This window comes from Streptomyces sp. NPDC055287 (assembly GCF_053646035.1).
This window is the reverse complement of the sequence record NZ_JBSHNE010000042.1, coordinates 16,818-33,635: the sequence shown is the minus strand read 5'-3', so window position 1 is coordinate 33,635 and position 16,818 is coordinate 16,818. Positions and strand designations below refer to the sequence as shown.

The following is a 16,818-nucleotide window of genomic DNA, read 5'->3' as shown; positions in this document are numbered from 1 at the left end:
CATCCTTGCCCTGGGCGCTGCGTTCACGGCATGACGTCGACGTCCGTGACCTGACGGACTCCGGTTTTCCGTCCTTCGTGTGACTGGCCATGGTCATGGTGGGCACTCAACTGGGTTTGGCCGCGGTGAGTACAGGTGATCAGGCGGGGCATACGCCTGCCATGAACGGGGACCAGGAACGTGCCGGCGACGATGCGGGAGCCGGGCGGACCGGCGGTGACCAGGCCGTGGAGGACGTCGCGGACGCCGTGTCCACCGCCGTGAGTTCAGTACGCCGACAGCTGGCCCGGGTCCACGCGGGATTGCCGCCCCTTGAAGAGGACCCCCACCGCGACGACTCGGGCAACGCCTGAGCGGCCTCGGCACATGTCCCGTGACAGCGAGTCCTGCCGCTCGTCGGCGAAGTCCCTTGTCGGCGAAGTCCGACCTCAGCGGCAACGCTGCCGGGTTTCGCGGGGTCGGGCTGAAAGCTGGACTGTTGTGGGCATCCGGCTGGGCAGCACGGTGATCAACTGTGCGGACATCGACGTCATGACGCGTTTCTGGTGTGAGGCACTCGGGCTGGAGCCGTCCTCGACAGAGCCGGGTGACCACTTCCGGCTTCTACGGGGCGATCGGGGCAACGTATCGCTGCAGCGCACGCTCACACCCGTGACCGCGCGGGATCAGATGCACCCGGACCTCTACAGCGACGACCAGCAAGCCCAGGTCGACCGGTTCGTCGGCCTCGGCGCACGACTCGTCCGGCACGTGACGGACGACCCCGATGACGACTACGTGATCCTGGCCGACCCCGAGGACAACCTGTTCTGCGTCCGCGCCAAACGCGCGTCCCAGGTCCACGGCCGCTGACGGCCGATCCGGACGCCAAGGGCTCCCACCCGCTCGGCGAGATGAGCCACCGGAGTCGTTTGCCGAAGCGGCAACAAGACTCGCGACGGCCGCGCCGTGCCCCGCATGATCGAGCTCCGACCCCCGCGCAGGGCAGGGCAGCTCGGGCCCCTTGGAGGATTCATGACGCAGCAGCCCATGGACGTCAGCCACCAGCTGGTCTCCGCACCGGCCGGCCGGATCCACCTGGTGGAACAGGGCGCCGGGCCGCTGGTGCTGCTCGTGCACGGCTTCCCCGAGTCCTGGTACTCCTGGCGGCACCAACTGCCCGCACTGGCCGCGGCCGGGTACCGCGCGGTCGCCATCGATGTCCGCGGCTACGGCCGGTCCTCCAAGCCCGGCGGCACGGACGCGTACCGGATGCTCGAGCTGGTGGAGGACAACGCCGCGGTGGTGCATGCCCTCGGCGAACGGTCCGCGGTGATCGTCGGTCACGACTGGGGAGCGACCATCGCCGCCAACTCCGCACTGGCCAGGCCGGACGTCTTCCGCGCGGTGGGCCTGCTCAGCGTTCCGTACGCCCCGCGCGGCGGACCCAGGCCCAGCGAGGTCTTCGCACGGATGGGTGGAGAAGAGGAGTTCTACGTCTCCTACTTCCAGGAGCCCGGCCGGGCCGAGGCCGAGATCGAGCCCGACGTACGCGGCTGGCTCGCCGGCTTCTACGCCGCCCTGTCCGCCGACACCATGTCCCCGCCCGACGCAACCGGACCGCACTTCGTCGGCAAGGGCGGGACGCTGCGTGACCGCTTTCCCACCGGGCCGCGACCCGCCTGGCTCAGCGAGCACGACCTCGACGTGTACGCGGGGGAGTTCGAGCGGACCGGCATGAGCGGGGCGCTCAACCGCTACCGGAACATGGACCGGGACTGGGAAGACCTGGCCGGCTTCGACGGCGCCCCCATCGCCCAGCCGTCCCTGTTCGTCGGTGGCGGCCTGGACGCGTCCACCACGTGGATGGCCGATGCGATCAAGGCGTACCCCACCACTCTGCCCGGCCTGGTCGCCTCCCACATCCTCGACGGCTGCGGCCACTGGATCCAGCAGGAGCGCCCCGAGGAGATCAACCGGCTCCTGACCGACTGGCTTGCCGCACTGCCCGTCCGGAGTCGGTGAACGTCTCCATCGTCCGCCGGTACTCGACTGCCGACGGTGGCAGCAGGCGTGCAACGAACCGCGTCGCTGCTGCCGATAGCCGACTCCTGCTTCGATGTGGTGGCCGACAAATCCGACGGCGGCGCACTCGGGTTCTGGGGCATGCCGGGCGGCTTTTGCTCGGCGGTCTCCGGCTGGTCGGCAGCGGGCCCTGGCGCCCACCTCGAAGCCGACTGATCCGGCGGGGTCGGCGAGCAGCGCGCCGCGGTCCGGGAGGGTCAGACCCTCGCCCTGGGATTCCTGCACTTTCCCGTTCCGGACGCCCGTTGGGAACGATGTAGATCGGGTTGTGGAAGCCGAGTTCGCGCCGCGTACCCTCCCTCGTGGACGGTGAGACGACGACCACCGGACGTCAGTGATACACCTGCCTGCTGAGCTGCTTCTCCAGGCCCCGGCCCACCACATTGAGGGGCCAGCGGAAGCGCACGTCGAACTGAATTTACGATGTATACGTACACCTTCAGCCTAGTCGCGCCGACAGTGAAGGGAAGGCGAGGGCGTTCCGCGGAGACGGATGACCCTCGCGCGCACCAGCCCTTGGACTGCGCGCTCAGGCGGCGCTCGAAAAACAGCTCGACGAGATCGGACAGGCGGCTCCTCCACAGGTGCGCCCGCCGGCAGTACGGCCTGGACCACCGCCCACCGGCCGGCCGGAAAGAACGGCCACACCACCTGCAGGGCCGCAGCACCCGCCCACCACCACCGGTCGACATGTCTTCCCCGTCCTCCATGTCCAGCAGCTGTTACGAATGCCGCTCCTCTCCACCACGAGGCGGTGCCCCCGCGGCGCTCGTAGGGCGGCCAAGGCGCGACACTGACCAACCTCTGAATCCGCAGCGCGGTCGGGGACACCAGGTCACCTCGCGTTCCGTGAGACCCGTCGCACCTATTCACTCGGCGAAACGCCACGAATTCGCTCGCCGAATGCGGGTGATTCCCTGCTGGAAGAGCGTATGGATGGGGAACAACGAACGCTCGTCCACCATGAGGAGTCCTACGTGCTGCAGACCTTTGACCGCCAGGGCTTGGCAGCCGAGGTGGGTTCGTGAACCGGGAGGTGACCGTGGCCCTCGTACCGGACGGGGAGGGCGGGCTGCACATGGCGGCGGCAGAGGTCGCCCGGTTGCTTCGGACACTCGGCGGCACGTGGCTCACCGCGGTACGCGCCGGTGTGGCGGGTCTCGATGAGGAAACCGTCGCGTTGCTGGCCATCGAGCTGGCCAAGCTCGCCGACCGAATCGATGTGGAGTGCATTGCCCACAGTACGAGCAGTACGAGCCCCAAGGACCGGGGCCGGTGACCCTGGTCGCCCGCACCTCATCGGTCACCGCATCGGTGTGGTCGGCATCGGTGGCCGGGCCAGTGCGGGTCTTCCCCACGGTCGCGGCCGGTGAGGCCGAGCAGCCGTATCCGGTGCAGGAGTTCCTCGGATGCTCACTGGGCACGCAGCCGGGGAGCGGCGTGGCGGATCAGCCAGGCAACCAGCTCGGCGCGTTGCCCTCCTCATTTCCCCAGTCCCGGGAGCCCCAGGGGAGTTGGCCTCCGAGCAGGTCGTACTCTCGCGCTCCGGGCGTTGTCAGTGGCGTGGTGCAGCATGGGGGTATCAGAACTTCTGAAGGTGTAAACAGGCGGGGGATCATCATGTCCGTAGTCAACGAAAAGGTCGCGGGGCGTGCGTTTCTACGAGGGCTGTACGCGGACACGTACTTTCCCGATCACGTCCTGAACCAGGGCAAGGCGATCCTGCTGCGCCTGTGCGAGCGGATCGAGGCCGAACAGCCCGCGGACCTGGCCGCCCTGTATGTGCTCACGCAGGCGGCGACGGAGGAATTCAACGCCCTGGAGTCGGAGTTCGAGGCGGCCGGGAGCGGAATCGAGACCGTTGCCCGGGAAGAGATAGCTGAGGACTTCTGGTTCGTGGCGTCGGCGTACGGGTTCGCGGAGGCAGATGTGGAGGAACTCATCGCCACGCGCGACTGGTGACCCGACGCGGCGAAGAGCGCACGGTTCCTGCCTTCGGGCAGGGGGGCCGCTGAGGCCGGAACCGCTGTGCGGCGTGCGCACGGGTGCGCATGAGGCCCAACACTGCGCGTCGGCTATGGCGTGACCGGCAGTCAGGTGTGAGGGACGGAAGTCAGAAGACCAACCCGTGCTTCGCGACGAGTGCCATGGTCGCCTCCATGTCCGCCGAGCAGCCGTACGGCTCGACCCTCTGCTGCAACTCCGCAGGGCTCACGTCTTCGCTCAGCTGATCAAGCATCCGGAACAATTCCTCCAGGCCTCCCGGAGAGATGATTTCCAGCAGCCGGGCCGACGTCCCGCCTGCATTCCAGAAGGTGTGCCACTCGCCGCGCGGCTTGAATACGAGATCACCGGGCCCGGCCACGACTTCCTGGTCACCGAACCTCGCACCAACCGATCCTTCGAGGATGAAACTGAACTCGTCCTCGCGGGTGTGCTTGTGCACCGGGGCCGCAAGCACCATCGGAGGCAGACGATGCTCGACAAGGGAGAAGCGGCCGCCCGACTCGCGGCTGTCGATCAAGAACCGGTCTCCACACGCCCGGGCCGGCTGGTAGAGCTCGCCGTCCTCAGGACCCAATATCCGATGCTCAACCACTGCGCACACCGCCCTTCGGGAGGACTCGGCAGACGACCGTTTCAACGATACGCGCGCCTCCGAGCCCACGCGGATCAACGGAATCCAGCCCCGGTCGGCCGTGCCCACCAGCCGATCCGGCGTACCGCGCGGTGGCGGCGCAGGAGCCGTGCCCGCCGGGGAGCGATCCGGTGCCGGCAGGGTCACGATGGGTACGTGGAGGAATCCGCCGCCGAAGCGTTCCGCCCGGACGCGCACGGCCGGACGACGGTGAATGCGGTGCGGATGCCGGAACGCAAACTGCGGACCGCCTGAAAGGGGGCGGGGTGCGGATGGACGAGCAGACGCCGATCGGTGAGCTGATCAGCGGTGCCGCCCAGGATGCCGGAGGGTGGCTGGGCGCTCTGTCGGTGGCGCAGGTGGCCACCAGCGCCGACGGGACGGTCGTGCGGTGGAACCATGCCGCGCAGGAACTGCTTGGCTACGCCCCACCGGACGTGATCGGGCGGCACATCGCTGACCTTCTGCACCCCGGAGCGGACCGCAGCCTCGGCCGGTCGTTGTGGGAGACGGCGGCCGCCGGGCGGGGTGTGATGGGAACGGTGACCGCCTGGCACCGCGACGGGCACCCGCTGGAGCTGGAGATCTGGGCCTGTCCGGTGCACGGTGGGCGCCACGGTGCCTCGGCGGTACTGGTGTTCGCTGCCGACGCCCACGCGGTACGCCGCATCAGAGGGGCGTCGGCGGTGTGGGACGGGCTGTTCTCCCGCTCACCGGTCGGTATCGCGGTCCTCGACACCCAACTGCGGTTCTTGCAGGTCAACCCGGCACTCGAGGCGATGAACGGGCTCGCGGAATCCGCTCATGTAGGCCGTCGGCTGGCCGAGTTGCTGCCTGAGGTGAACGCGGGCGAGATGGAGGAGGCGATGGAGCAGGTACTGAACACCGGGGAGCCGGTCCTTGACCGGCGACGCATTGGGCGTACCCCAGCGGATCCCGAGCACGACCGGGTCTGGTCGTGCTCGTACGTGCGGGTGGAGGATCCCGGCGGACGGCCGATCGGCGTGATCGCCTCCTTGCTGGACATCACCGAGCAGCAGCGCGCGCACATCGAGGCCGAGGCGGGCCGCCGCAGGCTCGCCCTGCTCAGCGAAGCCAGTGCCCGCATGGGCGCAAGCCTCGAGCTGGAGCGCACGGCTCAGGAGCTGGCCGACCTCGCCGTTCCGGACCTTGCCGACGCCGTCACCGTGGACGTCCTGGACACCCTTGCCCACGGCGACGAGCCGGGCATGGGGCTGGCTGGGGGCGTGGCCCTGCGGCGACTGGGCAAAGCCCCGCTCGCCGGCTCCACCGTCACCGACATCCTCGCCCCGCTGGGCAGAACTCTCGTCTTCCCCTCGGCCGCCCCGTACAGCCAGGCTCTCGCCGCCCGCCAGCCCTTCCTGATCGCCCACCTCGACGAGCAGGCCGTCGCCCCCGCGGCCCGCCACTCCACCGCACCGGCCCACCTCGTCGAAGCGGGCGTGCACTCGTTCATGATGGTGCCGCTCGTCGCGCGGGACCTGGTGCTCGGCGTCGCCACCTTCTACCGCACCCGGCCGGTCGGATCCTTCGGTTCCGACGACGTCACCCTCGCCGGCGAACTCGCCGCCCGCGCCGCCGTCAGCATCGACAACGCGCGTCTCTACCACCGTGAACACGAGACCGCGGTCGTCCTCCAGCGCAGCATGCTGCCCCAGCACGTCACCCCGCCCCCCGGCATCGACATAGCCCACCGCTACCTGCCCGCCAGCGACATCAACGAAGTGGGTGGCGACTGGTACGACGTACTGCGCCTCCCGAACGGCGAAGCGGCGCTGCTCATCGGGGACGTCATGGGTCACGGCATCGCTGCTGCCGCGGTCATGGGACGACTCTCCGCCACCGTCCGGGCCCTGGCCCGCCTCGACATGTCGCCCATTGCACTGCTGCACCAGCTGGAAACGACCCTCGCCGACCTAGCCGAGCCGATGCTCGCCACATTCCTGTACGTCGTGTGCGACCCCGTCACCGGTCACTGCACCGTCACCCGCGCCGGGCACCCCCCGCCCGCCGCTGCCGAGCCCGACGGCGCCGTCCACCTCATCAAGAGCCCGCCGGGCGTTCCCCTCGGCGTCGGCGGCATCGACTTCACCACGAGCGACATCACCCTGCCGCCCGGCAGTGTCCTTGTGCTGTACACCGACGGCCTGATCGAAGCCCGCGGCCGCGACATCGACGAACGCCTCGCCGACCTGACCCGCCTGCTCACCGAACCCCAGCGACCGCTCGACCACCTGTGCGACTCGCTGATCACCCGCTTGGTCCCGGCATCCGCCGACGACGACATCGCCCTGCTCGCCGCCCGAATCGGCAGTGCACCGCCTGCGCCGCCTGCATCGACGTAAGTGCCCAACTCGCTATACGCTTATTACATGTCACGTGTGCAGAAGGCAGCGGAGGACGACGTCGCAGAGCTCGTACGCCTGCGGGCGATGCTGTTCGAGACGCTAGGGGGTGATTTCTTCCATCCCTCACTGGAGGAAGACGGTGACTGGCGGAACGCCCTGGCCGCCGTGCTGAAGGAACAAGTGACGGCGGACGCCGTGCGGATCCTCGTTGTGCGCGGTGACGACGGTCTCGCTGCCTGTGGCATCGGCACCCTCGAGCAACGCCTGCCGGGCCCCCATCTGCGCAACGGCCTGATCGGACACGTCATCGGCGTGGTCACTGATCCGGCGCACCGACGGCGCGGCCACAGCAGCGCGATCATGCAGGGCCTGCTCGAATGGTTCCGGGAACGTGGTGCCGCCCGAGTGGACTTGTACGCCTCGCCCGAGGGGGAACCGCTGTACCGTGCGCTCGGGTTCACCGATCACCCGGACCCCTCGCTGTACTGGCGTCCGTGACAGGCGCCCGCTGCGCCGGGCCTGCCGCGAGAGACCGAAAACCGTCGTCGAGCTAACGGCTCGGTGACAGTGACGTTGCGGAACGGATGCCGGACGGTCCCGGGGGCCGAGGTGAAACGTTAAGCCGCGCATGGAGGCATTCGGAAACGACCTCGTACCGGCATCTGACGCTTCGCTGCCGGGTGCGTACTGGCTGGACTCAGCCCTGGAGGCAGGCGACGACTGCGTCTGGTGTGCGCGCATGCTCCAGGACAGTGCCCCGGAGCCCGACAATTCCGTGGTCGACAGGCCCGGATTCCCGGCGAACGGTACGGTGCCCGGCCTGTCCCTCGCTCCCGGGGACAGCCGACTGGCTCTTCGGCTGTGGATGGTCATGCTCTCCGTGACCGTGTGCACCGTCGTACCGGCGATGCTGGCCATGGCCATGGCCATGGCGTGAAGCCCCGGGGCGGGCGGCGACCGGGGGGCGGGCAGGTCACTGACGTCGGCAATCAGCCCTTCGGTAGGCTCTGGCGGGTGCTTGGGAAGCAGGCACGCCTCGAAGCGCAGTGGCACGGGTGGGCACGCGGGAGACACGTCAGTGGATGCTGCCGCGCACCTGCTCCGCTGGTGCGCCGTTGCGAGATCGGCTATTGGGGCCTGCTGCCAGGAGGTTGGACATGTCGCAGGAGAGCACGGCCGTGTCGCACGGTCCTGCGTCGGCCGGTCCGGCCGCGCACGTGGAGGAACGCGTCGATGTACTCCGTGCCGAGGTGGCGCGCCTGCGTCGGCAGAAGGCGGATCTGCAAGGACGCGTACGGTCGCACCCGGCGATCGCGCTGGCCCAGGGCGTCCTCATGGAGCGATACCGGCTCCGCGAGTTCGAAGCGGCGTTCGCCCTCATGCGGCACGTGTCGCAGCGCGCCAACATCAAGATGCATCACCTCGCCGAAGTCCTGACCGACGTGCCCGGACCCGACCCGGACGCGCAGCTGTGGTTCCCGCACCGCGCCCGTAACACCCCTCCGCCCCTGCCCGGGGTGAACGTGGAGCCAGGTGCCCGTGCCAACCAGGGCGCGGTACTGGGCGGAGCTCTGAGACGGGTCCTGACGATCGCCGGTACGGACATGGGCAACGTGCAGCTGGCCGATCGGTCGGGTCTGCGCCTGGAGAAGCACACAGGCCATCCGCGGGAATTCACGGAATTCTTCGCGTTCGTCGACGGACCGACGACGTCGTGCTCGCAGGCAGCCGCGAAGCAGCAGCAAGTCACCGTCAAGGACGTGGCCACGGCCGAGGTGTTCGACGAGGAATCTCGCCGCACGATCCTCGAGGCGGGCAGCCGCGCCTGCCACAGCGTGCCGCTCATCGACCACCAGCAGACAGTCCGGGGCATGGTCTCGTCCCACCACGCCCGGCCCCTCGCCGGCTTCACCCGGCTTCAACTGCAAGCGCTGCACACCACCGGGCTCGCCGTGGGCCGGTGGCTCTCCTGGCACCGGGACACCGTCGTGTTCGACGCCCTCGAGGACCTGCACCGACTCGCCCGCACCACGGGCTGAAGCCTCCGGGCCGGGGCCGCTGCACCAGCCGCCCCCGCGCGGTTCGGCAATCGGAGCCCGTACGCGCTCACGCCCTCGCCCGCACCGGCCGCCGGAGCAGGTACACGGCAGCGGTCGAGACGAGTACGGCCATGCAGGCGATGAACACCAGCCCCGCCCCCTCCAGCCCGATCGGATCCGCCAGCACCCCCACACCGATCACCGGCACCGAGATCCCCGCGTACGCCACTACGAACAGCGCCGAGATCACCGCCGCACGCCTGTCCGTGGGAGACGCCTCGGCCACCGCGGACATCGCCCCGCGAAACGCCAGCCCCTGCCCGGCTCCGCCGACGAGCGCGCTCAGCACGACCAGCGCCAGCAGGTCCCATCGCAACGCGCCCGCGAGCAGCGCCAGCCCGGCGAAGAGACCGGCGCAGCCCAGCGGCAGAGACCGCCCCGCACCGACCCGGGTCACTGCCAGCTGCCCGCCGACCGAGGCGAAGAAGGCCAGCGCCACGACCAGCCCGCTCACCGCGTGGTTGTGCACGTTCAGGGACTGCGCGAGGAAGGCCGGACTGACCGAAGTGAACACCCCGAACAGCGCGAATCCCACGAACGACGCGATCGCCGCGGGCGCGAACACTGTGCGCACCGGCGCGGGCAGGCCGGGCCGTTGCGGCCGTACGGCACTCAGCGGCCGCCGCTCCCGTACGGTCTCCGCAAGCCACAGCAGGACGGCGGCCGAGCAGGCCACGAGGGCGAGGTGCACGGCGAACGGGAGGTACAGCGGCCAGGGGGCGTACTGCGCGAGCAGGCCCGCGAGCAGCGGACCGCAGCCGAGCCCGCCCATGTTGGCGGCCGTCGCGATGAACGTGGCCCGGGAGCCACCACCGTACGGCGCCTGCTCCATCACGTACGCCGTGGCGGCCCCGGTGAACAGGCCGGCGGACAGGCCCGACAGCAGCCGCCCCGCGTACAGCCACTCCAGCCCGGTGGCGCACAGGAAACAGACGGCGCTCGCCGCCGCGAACCCCAGGCCCCACAGCAGCACCGGCCGCCTGCCCACGGCGTCCGAGGCATTGCCTGCCAGCAGCAGCACGCCGATGACCCCGAAGGCGTACACGGCGTACACGACGGTCACGGTCAGCTCCGAGAAGCCGAACTTCTCCTGGTAGAGGCCGTAGAGCGGGGTCGGCAGCGTGGTGCCGGCCATGCACACGGCGAACACCGCCCCGCTGAGCAAACACTGGCGCCACCCTCGGCGATCACCGTCCATGCCCCGACGGTAAACCCCGCCCGCCGCCCAGGAGCGGGGCAACGTTCCCGGCGCGCCGCCGGGACGGGGCGAACCGTCCCGCACTCATGTGACAGGCAGTCATGTGCCGGGGAGCCGAGCACGCGTCCGCGCGGACAAGCGCGGGGTGCGAGGGGACGGTCCCCGCACCCCGCGTCCGGCTCAGGCGGCCCGGTAGGCGGCGGTCAGTCGGGCGACCGCGCCCCTCAGGTCGCCGGTGAGCAACAGATGGTCCGCCTCGGCGAAGGGCTTCGCCGAAGCCTCGGTGATGTTCTGGCCGATCTTCTGTTGCACGATCAGCCGGGCCTTGGCGGCCAGTTCCCTGCCCTGCTCGGAGTCGCCGTGGCCGGTCGCCTGGAGCACCCTGGCCGCGAGGCCGAGCGCCTTCAGAGCGGACTCCCCGCCGGCGGGGGGCCGCGTCAGGGTGGTCAGCCCCCAGCCGTACGGGAACTGCGCGTCGTACGCCGCGTCGCCGACGTTGATCGGCAGCTGCGCCTGCGACTTCGGCCAGGTGACCGGCAGCTGTCCGGTGAAGGGACGCTTGCCGTACAGGGCGTCGGCGACGCCGTCGCCCTCGGTGCCGGGCAGCCACGACGCGACGAGCGCGTCGATGTCGCCGAGCCGGTCGCCGATGAGCTGCGGGCGGCCGGACACGACCAGCACCGCGCACTCCATCGCGGCGCACACCTTGTCGACGGCCGCCTTGTCCGCGGCGGTCAGCTCCAGGTCGTTGCCGTTGCCCACGTCCCCGAATCCCTCGGCGTACGGCGTCTCGCCGACGACGACCACACCGACGTCGTAGCCGCCGGTGGCGGCGGACGCGTCCTTGGAGTACGAGATCTCCGCGTCGGGGGCAGCCTTCTTCATGCCTTCGAGGATGGTGGTCCCGGTGGTGATCCTGCCGGACGAGCCCTGCCAGCTGATCGTCCAGCCGCCGGCCTGGTTGCCGAGGTCGTCGGCGTTGGACCCGGCGACGTACACCTTCTGCGATCTCTTCAGCGGCAGCACCGCGCCGTCGTTCTTCAGCAGCACCTGCGACTTGGCGGCGGCCTCCCGGGCCACGGCCCGGTGCCCGGCGGAGCCGACCCTGCCGAGGTTGGCGGTATCGGCGTACGGCTGCTCGAACAGGCCCAGCTTGAACTTCTGCGTCAGGATCCGGGACACCGCGTCGTCGACACGCGCCTCGCTGATACGCCCGGCGGACACCTCCTCCTTCAACGTCTTCGTGAAGTCCTGGTAGTTGGTCGGCACCATGATCATGTCGAGGCCGGCATTGACCGACGTGCGTACGTCGCTCGGGTAGTCACCGGGGATCTGGTCGATGGCCTGCCAGTCGCTGATCACGAAGCCGTCGAAGCCCATGCGGTCCTTGAGGACCCCGTTGATCATCTCGGCGTTGGCGTGCATCTTCACCGGGCCCTGGTCGTCGCCCAGGATGTCCAGCGAGGAGTACGACGGCATGACCGTGCCGGCGCCGCGCTCGACCGCCTCGGCGAACGGGGCGAGATGCACCGCCTCCAGCTCCTTGCGGGTGACCTTGGTGATGCCCTGGTCGATCGTGTACGACCCGGTGGACGACGAACCGAACTCGGTGCCACCGTCGCCGACGAAGTGCTTGGCGCTGGTGAGCACCTTGTCGTTTCGGTCGAGGTCCTTGCCGCTGCGTGCCCCCTGCATGCCGTTGATCACGGTCTCCATGGCGGTGACCAGCGCCGGGTCCTCACCGAACGCCTCGTAGGAACGGCCCCAGCGTTCGTCGCGGGTCACGCACAGGCACGGTGCGAAGTCCCACGGGATGCCGGTGGCGCGTACCTCGGTGGCGGTGACGGCGCCCGTCTTCTCGGCGACCTCCGGATCACGGCCCGCCCCGATGCCGATGTTGTGCGGCATGATCGTCGATCCGATGACGTTGTTGTGGCCGTGCACCGCGTCCACGCCGTAGATCAGCGGGATCTGGAAGCGGGTCGCCTGTGCGCGCAGTTGGTACGAGTCGACCATCTTCGCCCACGCCTCGGGCGCGTTCGGGGTCGGCACCGAGCCACCGCCGGAGAGCAGCGAGCCCAGGTCGTAGGAGGCGATGTCGCCCTGCGACTTGAGGGCGTTGCGCTCGGCCTGCGTCATCTGGCCGGCCTTCTCGTCGAGGGACATCCTCGAAAGGAGGTCGGCGACGCGCTTCTTGAGCGGAAGCTTCTTGTCGAGATACGACAGGCCGTGGGCGTCCACCACCACCTGGGGGGTTTCGGCGGGGGCCTTGGCGCCGGTGACGGTCAAGGCGAGCGGGATGGTCTCTGCGGACTCGGCGGAGCCGTCCTTCTTGGTGGCTACGGCGATCGAGCGGGTCTCGCCGGAGGCCGTACCGGCCGGGAAGGTGACGCTGCCGGTGACGGGCGCGTAGTCCTTGCCGGACTCGGCGCTGCCGCCCTCGGTGGCGTACTCGACGGTGACCGGCTCGTCGATCGGGCCGGAGCCGGTGGTGGCGACGGACAGCTTCACCTGGGCCGCGCCGCCCTCGGCGACCGGGTAGACGGCGGCGTCGGTGATGACCTTGGCGTTCAGGGCCGGTTCGGCCTTGCCGTACAGCTCCATGCCGTCGATGGCGAAGGAGCCGGGCGCGCCGGTGGGCAGTGTGAGGGCGTAACCCCACATCCTGTCCAGGCCGAGGACCTGGTCGATACCGCCGACCGGCTGGTAGTCGGCGCGGTACTGGAAGTCGGAGAACGGGATCTCGACGAGGTGCCAGCCCTCCCAGTCGTCGGTGAACGACGTGGTCCACAGCTCGGACGCCTCGCCGTTCGCTCCGCCGTCCTTGATCTCGAAGCTGATGCGCTTGCCCGAACCGGGCGGCAGGGGCGCGGTGTTCTGTCCGTACCACCAGAAGCGGACGCCCTTGTGCGCGGTCCAGTCGTGGGCCGGTTTGTCGAAGGCGAAGTCGTGGCTGACACCGCCCCAGCCGCTGATGTCGTAGCTGCCTTCGAGGACCTTGCTGCCCTCGGGAGCGTCGGCACGCTCCTTGATCTCCAGCCTCGGCTGGTCGTCGGCGTCGCTGCCCCAGGTGAAGAGGCCTTCCGCGGGCGGGTTCGCGAAGGGGACCTCACCTTCGAACCGGTCGACGGAAACGGGGGCCGGGGCGGGCTCGTCGGCGGCGGCGCTCGGCAGTGCGCCGGTGAGCAGACTGCCGAGTACGGCGGTTGCTGCGATCACCGCCGTACTCGTTCTGCTCCTGAAACGAGGTCGTGGCATTGCGGCTCCTTCGGTGGGACAGGGGTGTGCGGGGGAGGGGGCGTGCGTGAGCGGCACGCCGTCCGGGGACCGTGCGTGCCTCAGAGAGCGGGCGCGGAGCGGCGGACGACGAGTTCGGTGGGCAGGACGACCGGCTCGTCGGAGATCACGTCACCGGCGAGCCGGGCTAGCAGCAGGCGGGCCGCCGTCTCGCCCATCCGCCGCATGGGCTGGCGGACCGTGGTGAGTGGGGGTTCGGTGTGCTGGGCCATGGGGATGTCGTCGAAACCGACGACGGCGACGTCGTCGGGGACACTGCGGCCTGCCTCGCGCAGGGCACGCAGCGCGCCCGCCGCGATGAGGTCGTTGTGCGCGAAGACGCAGTCGAAGCCACGGCCTTCGGCGAGGGCCCGCTCGACGCCGTTCCGGCCGGTGGCCTCGGTGAACTCGCCCTCGATGACCGGATCCGCGGGCATGACGCCGAGAAATCCCGCCAGCCGGTCGCGTACACAGCCGAAGCCACGGGGGCCGGTGAGTACGAGGGGCCTGGTGCGGCCGGTGGTGAGCAGGTGGCGGGCGGCGGACGCGCCGCCCTCGCGGTTGGTGGTGGCCACGGAGGGGAACGCCGGGTGGTGGCCGCGGTCGTCGATGAGTACGACGGGCAGTCCGCGGCGGTGCATCGCCGTGATGGTGTCCAGGGTGTTCTCCGGCTCGACCACCAGGAGTCCGTCGAAGGCGCGGGCGGAGACCTGACTCGTGAAGTGGCTGACGGACTCGGCGCCCCGGTTGCAGGTGAACAGCAACAGGCCGTAACCGGCGGCTTCGACGGTGTCCACGACGCCCTGGAGGACCTCGCCCATCCACGGCCAGGTGAGCGGCGGCGTCAGCATGGCGACTGTGCGGCTGGTGCCACGGGCCAGGCCGACGGCTCCGGAGCTGGGCACATAGCCGAGCGCATCGATCACTTCACGAACGCGGGCGGCCGTACTGGCGTCGACGTCGGCCCGCGTATTGAGCACACGGGAGACCGTTGTCTTGCTGACCGCGGCCTCACGTGCGACATCGGCGATGGTGACTCGCATCGAGGGCCTCCGCGTCGAGGTGTTGAAGAGGTTCCGGAACCGGTTCCGGAACCGGTTCCGGCGTGCTGCGGAGAGTCAACATGCAGTGGGTACTGCCGTCAATACATCACGCCGAGAACAACAGAACCCCAAGTTCCGTGCAGTGGTGGGGCGTTGTGTGTTCAAGGAATGAATACGCAAGGCCTTGACGGCTGTCCCCATTGGCAGTTCACTCACGGCTCGTCCACGGCATCATCCCCACCACCCCCACAGCGCGTGCCGAGAAGAGCAGCCGATCATGAAGAGAACGACAGCCAAGCCGGCCGGGGGAGCCTCCCGGCTGACGAGAGTGCTCCTCGCGGGACTGCTCGCCACCGCGGGACTCACCGGCCTCTCCGAGGGAACCGCCCAGGCGGCCGGCGAGCAGGTCGACGTGTGGCTCACCACGACCGACGACAGCGGAGGCCGCCATGTCACCCGCGGCCTCCAGCAGCAGAGCGCCCTCGACTTCCAGGAAGGCAACGGCGGCGGTGGCACCAACCTCACGGTCGACGAGAACACCCGCTACCAGACCTTCGCCGGAGGCGGCGCGTCCTTCACGGACACAGCGGCCTGGCTGATGAAGGGCTCCGGGGCGCTGACTCAGGCGACGCGCGACGCGACGATGAAGAAGCTCTTCTCGCCCACCGAGGGCATCGGTCTCTCCTTCGTCCGCAACCCCATGGGCGGCTCCGACCTCGCCCGGTCCGGCTACACGTACGACGATCTGCCCGCCGGGTAGACCGACCCCGCGCTGTCGAAGTTCTCGATCGCACACGATCTCCAGGACGTGCTGCCCCTGACCAAGCAGGCCGAGCAGCTCAACCCGGCGCTCACCACAGTCGCCTCCCCGTGGACCGCCCCGGCCTGGATGAAGGACAACGGGCAGCTCAATGGCGGCTGGCGGCCCGTCAACCCGGCTTGCTCCGCCCCCATCACTGTTCGAGGTCTATTACCTCACTGCCGAACACGCGAAAATCTATGTTGGCTGGAGTAGACATTAGTCAGTGGTGTGGTTATGGTTTCTCTCGTAGCCCAGCGAGACCGAAGGGCCTGGCAGAGACGAACTGCCGGGCAGCAGTACCGCAGTTGCAGGGCGGTGCGGTGGTGGAGTTTCGAAGCCAGGGTTGTTGCAGGACGGCGACGGGGCTGACCACCGGACCGGGTGGCCCGCAGTGATCAGGGGCCGCCGTGAGGAGTACCGCAGTTAACGCAGTGGCAGTACCCGCAAGTGCAGTTCGCAGTACCCAGCAGTGAAGTCAGTGAGCAGCACCTCGGTGAAGGCGTCGGCTGCGGGCGCGCGCACCGGGAGGTTCGGCAGTGGGGTTCTAAGCCAGAGCAGAGGCAAGGCGGGCGACGGGGCTGGCTGCCGAAGAGTGGCGCTATCGCAGGCCACTGAGCAATTCGCATCACCAGCAGTACGCAGTGTCCCGCTTGGTAAGCAGTTGATCACCGAGGGAAGAACGGAGGAACCAGGCGCCATCAGGATCGCCCGGGAGGAGTCTTGAGCCCGGGTACCGCAGGACATCGATAGTGAGGTGGTCTCCGGTCAAGCAACCGCGATCCCCGCACCCCCGACAGCATCTCGGTCGGGTCTGCGGACACAGAAGGTCGGCGCAGTACCAGGGCCGGCAGATGGTGTAGCAGTTCCTTCGGGGCCCTGGTGCCAGTACGGCACCAGGGCCCCTCCACGCGTTCCACAGAGAGGTGCAATGACAGCAGACGACTCGTACGGCCGTCTCGACGACGATGACTACCCCGCCTACACCATGGGCCGGGCCGCCGACATGCTCGGCACCACCCCGAACTTCCTCCGCGCCATCGGCGAAGCCCGCCTCATCACCCCGCTCCGCTCGGAGGGCGGACACCGCCGCTACTCCCGCTACCAGCTGCGCATCGCCGCCCGCGCCCGGGAACTCGTCGACCAGGGCACCCCCATCGACGCCGCCTGCCGCATCGTCATCCTCGAAGACCAGCTCGAAGAAGCCCAGCGCATCAACGCCGAACACCGCCGCACCGCCGAAGCGGCGAACCCAACGGCCGCGGCCTGCTGAGGGCAGGCAACGGTTGTCGACGCCTTTGGGCAGCACTTAGCGATCACAGGGTTCGGAAA

At 69.4% G+C, this 16,818-nt stretch carries 15 protein-coding genes and 1 pseudogene; 12 read left to right on the top strand and 4 right to left on the bottom strand.

What is annotated here, in order from left to right; all coding sequences use genetic code 11:
• The first annotated feature begins 161 nt into the window (after positions 1–161).
• The 6 genes from ACWIHY_RS34455 to ACWIHY_RS34430 all read left to right on the top strand — a co-directional run bounded on the left by ACWIHY_RS34455 (position 162) and on the right by ACWIHY_RS34430 (position 4,026).
• Positions 162–353, top strand: a complete 192-nt coding sequence (locus ACWIHY_RS34455) for a hypothetical protein (protein WP_454380336.1) — start codon at positions 162–164, stop codon at positions 351–353.
• Positions 354–366: 13 nt separating this feature from the next.
• A complete protein-coding gene (locus ACWIHY_RS34450; protein ID WP_454380335.1) occupies positions 367–852 on the top strand; it encodes a VOC family protein in 486 nt (161 codons plus the stop codon).
• 162 nt (positions 853–1,014) lie between these two features.
• Positions 1,015–2,004 carry an alpha/beta fold hydrolase gene (locus ACWIHY_RS34445; RefSeq protein ID WP_454380334.1) on the top strand — a complete coding sequence of 330 codons (990 nt, stop codon included), beginning with the start codon at positions 1,015–1,017 and terminating at the stop codon, positions 2,002–2,004.
• A gap of 48 nt (positions 2,005–2,052) precedes the next feature.
• Complete coding sequence (locus ACWIHY_RS34440) at positions 2,053–2,220, top strand: hypothetical protein (protein WP_454380333.1); 168 nt, start codon at positions 2,053–2,055, stop codon at positions 2,218–2,220.
• Positions 2,221–3,088: 868 nt separating this feature from the next.
• Positions 3,089–3,343, top strand: coding sequence for a DUF6213 family protein (locus tag ACWIHY_RS34435; RefSeq protein ID WP_454380332.1), 255 nt, complete (start codon positions 3,089–3,091; stop codon positions 3,341–3,343).
• Positions 3,344–3,684: 341 nt separating this feature from the next.
• Positions 3,685–4,026: a DUF5713 family protein gene (locus ACWIHY_RS34430; protein ID WP_454380331.1), complete on the top strand. Its 342-nt coding sequence runs from the start codon at positions 3,685–3,687 to the stop codon at positions 4,024–4,026.
• A gap of 151 nt (positions 4,027–4,177) precedes the next feature.
• Here the strand turns inward: ACWIHY_RS34430 and ACWIHY_RS34425 are convergent, their stop codons facing one another.
• Positions 4,178–4,588 (bottom strand): cupin domain-containing protein, encoded by a 411-nt coding sequence (locus tag ACWIHY_RS34425; protein ID WP_454380330.1) that lies wholly within the window; start codon positions 4,586–4,588, stop codon positions 4,178–4,180.
• 386 nt (positions 4,589–4,974) lie between these two features.
• On the opposite strand from ACWIHY_RS34425, the gene ACWIHY_RS34420 reads away from it, so the two are divergent.
• The 4 genes from ACWIHY_RS34420 to ACWIHY_RS34405 all read left to right on the top strand — a co-directional run bounded on the left by ACWIHY_RS34420 (position 4,975) and on the right by ACWIHY_RS34405 (position 9,110).
• Positions 4,975–7,068, top strand: a complete 2,094-nt coding sequence (locus tag ACWIHY_RS34420) for a SpoIIE family protein phosphatase (protein WP_454380329.1) — start codon at positions 4,975–4,977, stop codon at positions 7,066–7,068.
• A gap of 27 nt (positions 7,069–7,095) precedes the next feature.
• Positions 7,096–7,569 carry a GNAT family N-acetyltransferase gene (locus ACWIHY_RS34415; RefSeq protein ID WP_454380328.1) on the top strand — a complete coding sequence of 158 codons (474 nt, stop codon included), beginning with the start codon at positions 7,096–7,098 and terminating at the stop codon, positions 7,567–7,569.
• 130 nt (positions 7,570–7,699) lie between these two features.
• Positions 7,700–8,008, top strand: a complete 309-nt coding sequence (locus tag ACWIHY_RS34410) for a hypothetical protein (protein WP_454380327.1) — start codon at positions 7,700–7,702, stop codon at positions 8,006–8,008.
• Positions 8,009–8,228: 220 nt separating this feature from the next.
• Positions 8,229–9,110, top strand: coding sequence for a GAF and ANTAR domain-containing protein (locus ACWIHY_RS34405; protein WP_454380326.1), 882 nt, complete (start codon positions 8,229–8,231; stop codon positions 9,108–9,110).
• A 67-nt stretch (positions 9,111–9,177) separates the two neighbouring features.
• Here the strand turns inward: ACWIHY_RS34405 and ACWIHY_RS34400 are convergent, their stop codons facing one another.
• From ACWIHY_RS34400 to ACWIHY_RS34390, 3 genes are all read right to left on the bottom strand, one after another.
• Entirely contained in the window at positions 9,178–10,368 is a 1,191-nt protein-coding gene (locus tag ACWIHY_RS34400; RefSeq protein ID WP_454380325.1) for an MFS transporter, read from the bottom strand.
• A gap of 180 nt (positions 10,369–10,548) precedes the next feature.
• Complete coding sequence (locus tag ACWIHY_RS34395) at positions 10,549–13,626, bottom strand: glycoside hydrolase family 3 protein (protein ID WP_454380324.1); 3,078 nt, start codon at positions 13,624–13,626, stop codon at positions 10,549–10,551.
• Positions 13,627–13,706: 80 nt separating this feature from the next.
• The gene (locus ACWIHY_RS34390) at positions 13,707–14,687 is read right to left on the bottom strand and encodes a LacI family DNA-binding transcriptional regulator (RefSeq protein WP_454380323.1); all 981 of its coding nucleotides are present in this window, start codon (positions 14,685–14,687) and stop codon (positions 13,707–13,709) included.
• A 277-nt stretch (positions 14,688–14,964) separates the two neighbouring features.
• On the opposite strand from ACWIHY_RS34390, the pseudogene ACWIHY_RS34385 reads away from it, so the two are divergent.
• Both ACWIHY_RS34385 and ACWIHY_RS34380 read left to right on the top strand, forming a co-directional pair.
• Positions 14,965–15,609, top strand: a pseudogene (locus ACWIHY_RS34385) (glucosylceramidase); the annotation flags it as partial.
• A gap of 808 nt (positions 15,610–16,417) precedes the next feature.
• Positions 16,418–16,759: a helix-turn-helix domain-containing protein gene (locus tag ACWIHY_RS34380; RefSeq protein WP_454380322.1), complete on the top strand. Its 342-nt coding sequence runs from the start codon at positions 16,418–16,420 to the stop codon at positions 16,757–16,759.
• Positions 16,760–16,818: the final 59 nt, after the last annotated feature.

Excerpts from the sequence above, each read along its gene's own strand:
- ACWIHY_RS34455 (WP_454380336.1), top strand. The coding sequence starts at position 162 with ATGAACGGGGACCAGGAACGTGCCGGCGACGATGCGGGAGCCGGGCGG.
- ACWIHY_RS34450 (WP_454380335.1), top strand. The coding sequence starts at position 367 with ATGTCCCGTGACAGCGAGTCCTGCCGCTCGTCGGCGAAGTCCCTTGTC.
- ACWIHY_RS34445 (WP_454380334.1), top strand. The coding sequence starts at position 1,015 with ATGACGCAGCAGCCCATGGACGTCAGCCACCAGCTGGTCTCCGCACCG.
- ACWIHY_RS34430 (WP_454380331.1), top strand. The coding sequence starts at position 3,685 with ATGTCCGTAGTCAACGAAAAGGTCGCGGGGCGTGCGTTTCTACGAGGG.
- ACWIHY_RS34420 (WP_454380329.1), top strand. The coding sequence starts at position 4,975 with ATGGACGAGCAGACGCCGATCGGTGAGCTGATCAGCGGTGCCGCCCAG.
- ACWIHY_RS34415 (WP_454380328.1), top strand. The coding sequence starts at position 7,096 with ATGTCACGTGTGCAGAAGGCAGCGGAGGACGACGTCGCAGAGCTCGTA.
- ACWIHY_RS34410 (WP_454380327.1), top strand. The coding sequence starts at position 7,700 with ATGGAGGCATTCGGAAACGACCTCGTACCGGCATCTGACGCTTCGCTG.
- ACWIHY_RS34405 (WP_454380326.1), top strand. The coding sequence starts at position 8,229 with ATGTCGCAGGAGAGCACGGCCGTGTCGCACGGTCCTGCGTCGGCCGGT.
- ACWIHY_RS34400 (WP_454380325.1), bottom strand. The coding sequence starts at position 10,368 with ATGGACGGTGATCGCCGAGGGTGGCGCCAGTGTTTGCTCAGCGGGGCG.
- ACWIHY_RS34395 (WP_454380324.1), bottom strand. The coding sequence starts at position 13,626 with ATGCCACGACCTCGTTTCAGGAGCAGAACGAGTACGGCGGTGATCGCA.
- ACWIHY_RS34390 (WP_454380323.1), bottom strand. The coding sequence starts at position 14,687 with ATGCGAGTCACCATCGCCGATGTCGCACGTGAGGCCGCGGTCAGCAAG.
- ACWIHY_RS34380 (WP_454380322.1), top strand. The coding sequence starts at position 16,418 with ATGACAGCAGACGACTCGTACGGCCGTCTCGACGACGATGACTACCCC.